The 7,423-nt window shown below is 64.8% G+C and carries 5 protein-coding genes; 1 reads left to right on the top strand and 4 read right to left on the bottom strand.

Annotation, left to right across the window (positions count from 1 at the left end; all coding sequences use genetic code 11):
* The 3 genes from IH615_RS22185 to IH615_RS22175 all read right to left on the bottom strand — a co-directional run.
* Window positions 1-1,690: ABC transporter ATP-binding protein (locus IH615_RS22185; protein ID WP_291365523.1), on the bottom strand; the 1,690-nt coding region annotated here is incomplete at its 3' end.
* Between the two features lie 71 nt (window positions 1,691-1,761).
* The gene (locus IH615_RS22180) at window positions 1,762-3,366 is read right to left on the bottom strand and encodes a peptide ABC transporter substrate-binding protein (RefSeq protein WP_291365521.1); all 1,605 of its coding nucleotides are present in this window, start codon (window positions 3,364-3,366) and stop codon (window positions 1,762-1,764) included.
* A gap of 385 nt (window positions 3,367-3,751) precedes the next feature.
* The gene (locus IH615_RS22175; protein WP_291365519.1) at window positions 3,752-6,112 is read right to left on the bottom strand and encodes a transketolase; all 2,361 of its coding nucleotides are present in this window, start codon (window positions 6,110-6,112) and stop codon (window positions 3,752-3,754) included.
* A gap of 116 nt (window positions 6,113-6,228) precedes the next feature.
* On the opposite strand from IH615_RS22175, the gene IH615_RS22170 reads away from it, so the two are divergent.
* Window positions 6,229-6,705 (top strand): Lrp/AsnC family transcriptional regulator, encoded by a 477-nt coding sequence (locus IH615_RS22170; protein WP_291365517.1) that lies wholly within the window; start codon window positions 6,229-6,231, stop codon window positions 6,703-6,705.
* 12 nt (window positions 6,706-6,717) lie between these two features.
* Here the strand turns inward: IH615_RS22170 and IH615_RS22165 are convergent, their stop codons facing one another.
* The gene (locus IH615_RS22165; protein WP_291365515.1) at window positions 6,718-7,071 is read right to left on the bottom strand and encodes a hypothetical protein; all 354 of its coding nucleotides are present in this window, start codon (window positions 7,069-7,071) and stop codon (window positions 6,718-6,720) included.
* Between the last annotated feature and the right edge of the window lie 352 nt (window positions 7,072-7,423).

The following is a 7,423-nucleotide window of genomic DNA, read 5'->3' as shown; positions in this document are numbered from 1 at the left end:
GGGCGAGGCCGGTCTGGATGACGGTGTAGCGGGGCGTGCGCGCTTCAAGTTCGGCGGCGGCGAGGAAGGTTCGCTCGCGCTTGTCGCGGGGGTTGGCGGCCGGGATAGCGTCGAGCAGGGCGCGGGTATAGGGGTGCTGCGGATCGGAGAAGATGCGCTCGGTCGGCGCCTCCTCGACGATGCGGCCGCGATACATGACGACGACGCTGTCGGTGAGGGATTTGACGGTAGACAGATCGTGGCTGATGAAGAGGATGGAAAGACCCATTTCGGCCTGCAGCTCCTTCAGCAGGCCGATGATCTGGGCTTTCACAGTCACGTCCAGGGCCGAGGTGGGTTCGTCGGCGACGAGCACCGACGGCCCGAGGATGAGCGCGCGGGCGATGGCGACGCGCTGGCGCTGGCCGCCGGAGAGTTCGTGCGGATAGCGGGAGCCGAAATTGCGCGGCAGGCCGACGCGTTCGAGCCAGTTGAGGGCCTTTTCTGTCTGCTCGCGACCCGCGCCGACGCCATGGATATGCAGCGGCTCGGCGATGATCTGGGCCAGGGTCATCATGGGGTCGAGCGCCGAATAGCTGTCCTGGAAGACGATCTGCATGCGGCGGCGGAAGGACTTGAGCTCGGTCGGACCCAGGGTGGAGATATCGGCGCCGTCGACGAGGATCTGGCCAGCGCTGGGCTCGGTCAGGCGCATCGCCATCATGCCGGTGGTGGTCTTGCCGGAGCCGGATTCGCCGACGAGGCCGACGATCCGATTGCGTGGCAGGACGATGTCGACCGGGCGCACCGCATGGAAATCGGCATAGGTGGCAAACAGCCCGGAACGCCTGCGAATGCGGTAGGCCTTGGCGAGACCGCGCAGCTCCAGGGCGGGGGCTGCGGCGGCATCGTCGCCGCGGGACGGGTCGAAACTGGTCTTGAGGCTGGCGAGCAGGGCCTTGGTATAGTCGTGCCTCGGCGCGTCGAAGATCTGCTGGACGGGACCTTCTTCCATGACCTCGCCGCCATACATGACCAGAACGCGGTCGACGGTTTCGGCAATGACGCCAAGGTCGTGCGTGATCATGATCAGCGCCATGCCGAACTCGGCCTGCACCTTCTTGATGAGCTGGAGAATCTGGGCCTGGATGGTGACGTCGAGCGCGGTGGTGGGCTCGTCGGCGATCAGCACCTTGGGGCGGCAGGAGAGGGCCATGGCGATCATGGCGCGCTGCAGCATGCCGCCGGAGAGCTGGTGCGGATAGTAGCCAAGGACGTCCCTGGCATTCTTGATCTCGACGCGCAGCAGCAGCTGCTCGGCTTCGGCCAGGGCCTCGCGCCTGCCCACCTTGCGGTGAGCCATGATGGTTTCGGCAATCTGGTGGCCGATGGTGAAGACGGGGTCGAAGGCCGTCATCGGATCCTGGAAGATCATCGCGGCGATACGGCCGCGGAGGCGGATGAGGTCTTCCTTGCCGGCCTTGAGAATGTCGATGCCGTCGAGGGTTATCTCGGTGGCGCTGACCTCGGCAGTCGCGGGCAGCAGGCGCAACAGGGCGCTGCAACTGACGGATTTGCCGGATCCTGATTCACCGACAATGCCGAGGCTTTCGCCTTCGTTGACGGAAAAGCTCACGCCGCGAACCGCATCGATCTTGCCGTCGTGCTGGCGGAAGCTGACCTTGAGGTCCTGGATGTCGACAAGGGGCATGAGCGGCCTGACTGTGGTGTGGAGGGCGCTTCCCGGACTTGGAGTTCCGGGAAGCGCGGGCCCGATCGGGATTACTGCTTGGTCAGGTGCGTGAAGAAGTAATGGCCGAGACGATCGAGCGGGGTGAAGCCGAGAGCGTTGGGCGTCGAGGCGTCGCCACCAAGCTGGTCGGAGATGACCGCAGTGGTGACCGGATGGACGAGCGGGACGATGAGGCCCTGATCGATCATGATCTGCTCGGCCTGGGCATAGAGCGCGTAGCGCTTGTCCCAATCGCTTTCGGAGTCGGCCTGGGCGACAATGGCGTCATATTCCGGGATGAAATAGCCGTGACGGCCGCCATTGTAGAAGATGCCGTAGAAGTTGGACGGATCGAGGTAGTCGTATTCATAGGGCGCGATGAAGATGTTGTTCTTCTTGGTGCGCAGGCCATCCATCCATTCGGCGCCGGGCAGGACGCGGATGTTCATCGTGACGCCCAGAGTTTCCTTGAACTCGGCCTGGAGATACTGGGCCATGGCCGGGATGATGGCGCCGTTATAGCCGCCTTCTTCACGGTACCAGATCTCGATTTCCGGGAAGCCTTCGCCATTGGGGAAGCCGGCATCGGCCATGAACTGCTTGGCCTTTTCCGGGTCGAAGGTGGCCTGGGCAACGACGTCCGGATTGTATCCGGGGTAGCCGGGCGGCAGGATCGAGCCGGCCGGGATAGCGATATCCTTGAGCACGGTCGAGGTCAGCTCGGCACGGTCGACGGCGTAGTAGAAGGCGCGACGAACGTTGACGTCGTTGAACGGGGCCGAGTCCAGATCGTAGGAAATGTAGGACGTGGCGAAGACGGCGTTCTGGCGGATTCCGTCAGGGTAGCGCTGGGTCGCCACCGGCACCTGGCCGGTATTGAGGAAAGAGTAGTCGGCATCGCCGGCGAGGAAGGCGGGCAGGCCGACTTCTGGGGCGCCAAGCGTCGGATCGACTTCGAGGCGATCGACCGACGCCTGCCATGGTCCGGTATAGGTGTCGGACTTGGTCAGCACGACCGAGTTGTTGGACTTTTCCCAGCTTTCGAGGTCGAATGGACCTGAGGAAACGATGGTGTCGACATTGACGGCCCAGTCATCGCCGAGTTCGTCGACCTTGTGCTTGGGCACCGGGTACCAGAGGCTGGTGACGGACGGCAGGTAGGGCTTGGGGGCGACGGTGGTGACCTCGATGGTCAGGTCATCGACGGCCTTGAGGCCGAGGGTCGAGACGTCGGCGGTGCCTTCGGTGACTTCCTTCCAGCCCTTGATGCCGCCGGCAAAGTCCCAGTACCAGGCAAAGTCGTAGCCTGAGGTGGCGGCGCGCTGCAGGGCGAAGACATAGTCCTCGGCGGTGAGCGGCTCGCCATCGGACCAGACGAGGCCGGGGCGCAGCTTGAAGGTCCAGGTGAGGCCGTCTTCGGACTGGCTCCAGCTTTCGGCCGCCATCGGCGTCAGCTCGAATTCCTTGTCGAAGGTGGCAATCGGCACCTGCAGGAGTTCGGCGAAGGTGGCGCGATCATAGACCGTCTTCATGTAGTCCATGTAGGTGCCAGTGGTCGACTGACCGGGCGCGACGATGGTCGTCTGCGCCAGTGCCGGCACGGTCAAGGCCGTGGCGACAGCCAGCGCCCCAGCGAGTTTCAGAGTTAGGTTCATATCAGACTCCCTCCTTGTGCAGAGCCAGTTCTTGGACGTTTCCCATGCGCCGACCCCTTGCTCGGGAGCCGGTCATTCTGTGTGCGGCGGGGCCGCAGGTGACAGATTGATTTCCCCTCGAAATGTGCCCAATGACATATGTCTGACAAATGCGGTCGGGCTTGGCAAGCGGGTCTGTGGATAGGTTGCGCATTTCTGCGCATCGTTGGTTTGGCGATGAGGAAATAGGCGAAAATGGCGCTTGCGGTGAGGAGCCTGGGGAGCATCGTGTCTCCGCCAATCGTCGCCACCCGGCTTGTCCGGGTGGTCCATGGTATGGCGGACATCGCCTGGATTGCCCGGACAAGCCGGGCAATGACGGTGGTGTGGGGGCTCATGGCAGCACTCACAGGTGGCCACCGATCATACTGCGTGCCGCTGCTTCGATCGCCGCCGCATCGATACCGAAATGGGCGTAGAGGTCGTTGACGGTGCCGGTCTGGCCGAAATGCTCGACGCCTAGGGTGATGGTGCGGTGGCCGAGGACGCTGCCGAGCCAGCCAAGGGTGGCGGGATGGGCGTCGATCGCGGTGACGAGGGCGGCGCGGAAGGGGATATCGGCGAGCAGGGTTTCGATGTGGCTGCGGGCAGCGTAGTCGCCGTGGAGGCGGGCGCGCTGGGCGCCATGCCAGCCGGCATTGAGACGATCCGCCGAGGTGACGGCGAGGATGGCGACGTTGCGGCGGTCGCCGCCGATACGCGCCGCGGCCTCGATGGCTTCGCCGGCGAGGACGCCCTGATAGGCGATGACGACTTCGCATTGTGGCGTAGGGGGCTTGAGCCAGTAGGCGCCGCGGATGATGCCGTCGGACAGCGCCTTGTCCACGGTGCGGGACGGTTGCTCGATACTGCGGGTGGACAATCGCAGATAGACCGAGCCGCCGGTGACATCGCGCGGCCAATCGGCGAGATCGGGGCGGGCGTCGCCGCTTCGCTGCATGTAGTCGAAGGCCCAATCCATGATGATCGAAAGCTCGTCGGCGAAGGCCGGCTCGAAGCTGGCGAGGCCATCCTGCGCCATGCCGATCAGGGGAGAGGCGATGGACTGGTGCGCGCCACCTTCGCCGGCCAGCGAGACGCCGGAGGGCGTGGCGACGAGCAGGAAGCGGGCGTCCTGGTAGCAGGCATAGTTCAGCGCATCGAGGCCCCGGGAGATGAACGGGTCGTAGAGCGTGCCGATGGGCAGCAGGCGCTCGCCGAACAGGGAATGGCTGAGACCGGCCGCGCCCAGGGCGAGAAAGAGATTCATTTCGGCGATGCCCAGCTCCAGATGCTGCCCCTCCGGAGTAAAGCGCCACTTCTGGGCGCTGGGGATAGATTCCTTCTGGAACACATCCACCATTTCCCTGGCGGCGTAGAGATTGCGGCGGTTCACCCAGGTGCCCAGGTTGGTCGAGACCGTGACGTCGGGCGAGGTGGTGATGATGCGGCGGGCGAGATCGCTGTCGGTCTTGGCGATGGCATCGAGGATCTTGCCGAAGGCGGTCTGGGTCGAGGTCGGGCCGGTGCCGACGAATTGCGGGCCGATGGTGGCGACTGGTGGCGAGGTGTGGCGGCGGGACGCTGACGTGTTGAAGGGGACCGTGGTCAGGAACCGTTCCACGGCGGCCGGATCGGACATGCCTTCGAACTTGTCCCATTCATGGCCTTCGCGGACCTGCATCGACTGGCGCAGGGTTTCGATCTGCGCCGATGTCATCTGGCCCGCATGGTTGTCCTTGTGGCCGGCGAGCGGCGTGGCCCAGCCCTTGACGGTATAGGCGATGAAGACGGTGGGCTTGTCGCTGCCGGCGGCTTCGAACTGTTCGAGCAGGCTCTGCGTGCAGTGGCCGCCGAGATTGGCCATCAGTTCGGCGAGGTCGGCATCGCTGCGGCGGGCAATAAGAGCGGTGACATCGCCCTGGTCGCCGATCTCGTCATTGAGGCGCTCGCGCCAGGCGGCGCCGCCGCGGAACATCAGGGCCGAGTATATGGCGTTGGGGGCGGCGTCGATCCAGGCCTTGAGCTTGTCGCCGCCGGGTTCGGCGAAGGCGGCGCGCTGCTTGGCGCCGTATTTTAGGGTGACGACGTTCCAGTCGAAGGCGCGGAAGATGGCTTCGATGCGGTCATAGAGGCCTTCGCGGACGACGCCGTCGAGGCTCTGGCGGTTGTAGTCGATAATCCACCAGGTGTTGCGCAACCCGTGCTTCCAGCCCTCGAGCAGGCATTCGTAGACATTGCCCTCGTCGAGTTCGGCGTCGCCGACCAGGGCGACCATGCGGCCCTCTGGGCGCGATTTGTCGGCCCAGGGTTTGGCGCGGACATAGTCCTGGATCAGCGAGGCGAAGGCGGTGAAGGCGACGCCCAGGCCCACCGAGCCGGTGGAAATGTCGACGTCGTCAGTGTCCTTCGTCCGGCTGGGATAGGATTGGGCGCCACCGAAGGCGCGGAAGTCTTCCAGCTTTTCCAGGGTCTGCTTGCCGAACAGATACTGGATGGCATGGAAGACCGGGGCGGCATGGGGTTTGACGGCGACGCGATCCTCGGGCCTCAGCACGCCGAAATAGAGGGCGGCCATGATCGCGGCCATGGAGGCGGAGCTGGCCTGGTGGCCACCGACTTTCACGCCGTCCACATTGGGGCGGATGTGGTTGGCGTGGTGGACCATCCAGTTGGACAGCCACAGCGCCTTGCGTGTCAGCGCCTCGATGGTGGCGATCCGCTCCATGCTTTCCCCTCCGTCAGCAATTGTCTGACATTAAGGCGTCGCATGGGGTGGTTCTCGTCTATTTCACCTGCTAATCTGCATATGGGCGCAGGATTTGCGCAGGTGACGAGGCAAAAATGGCAGAATCCTCCAGTTTCGCTCTCAGTCCTGTCGACCGCAGGATCCTGCGGGCGCTGCAGGGGGATGGGCGGATGACCGTCCAGGCGCTGGCTGAGAGTGTTGGACTGTCGCCGTCACCGTGCCTGAGGAGAATACGCCAGCTCGAGGCGGCGGGTATTATTTCGGGCTATTCGGCCAATATTGACCAGAAAGCCGTCGGCCTGCCGGTTTCGGTCTTCATTTCCATCAAGCTGGAGCGGCAGCGGGCGCGGGAGCTCGATGCCTTCGGTGCGGCTATTGGTGGCTGGCCCGAGGTGATGGAATGCTACCTGATGACGGGGCAGTTCGACTTCCTGCTGCGTGTCGTCTGCGCCGACCTGGAGGCCTATGAGCATTTCCTGCGGGAGAGGCTGACGCAGGTGGAGGGCGTGGCCTCGATCGAGAGCAGCTTTTCGCTGGGGCAGGTCAAATATTCGCGGGTGCTGCCGCTGTGACGGCTGGCTGGCTTACCAGCCCGGGCCGGCGAAATCGGGCGGGGTAACGTTGACCAGGCCCCGGCCGACGATCCAGCTGCGCTCGACCCAGCCGGTATCGGGGATGTGGCACCATTGCGCGGCCGAGCGGCCCCAGAGCGGGTAGCCGGCATCGCCCAGTGTGCCATAGCGCGAGTCCGAATCGACCTGGGTGCAGGAATCGATGGGGATTTCGGTGCCGTCGGCGAGCCGGCCGACGATAGGGTAGCTGTGATGCGGGCCGGCATGAATGGCGATATTACCGCCCGAGACGCGGGCAGTGACCGTTTGCGCTGCCGCCGGGGCGCTGGCCAGCAGGGTCAGGGCGAGGGCGGTGACGAGACGCATGCGAACCTCCGGGACTATCCGGAGGGGTAATGCACCGGCTCGCAGGCGGTTTCAAGGCGGCCAGAAACGCCGCCGGCCCGGAGGCGTCGCGGTTACGGAGCGCAAGAGCGCCCGCGGGAGCGCAAGAGCGCCCGGCCCGGAGGCGCAAGGGCGCCCCGGGGGATCACGATGCGAAGCGGCTTTCGCCCCGACGGCTTGCGCCGCCTGTTTGGTTATTGAAGAGGCGAAAGCCGCTTCACACGACTGGGGTTTTGGGCAGGTTCGGGCCAGGTACGCTGTGTCGCAAGCGCAGCTGCCGGGTTTCCCCTGCCTGGACCAGGCGACCCCGATCCACCCATCTCCCCGCCCGATG

It is taken from the genome of Devosia sp. (genome assembly GCF_014860165.1).
GTDB lineage: Bacteria > Pseudomonadota > Alphaproteobacteria > Rhizobiales > Devosiaceae > Devosia.
This window is presented reverse-complemented; position numbering and strand designations above follow the sequence as displayed.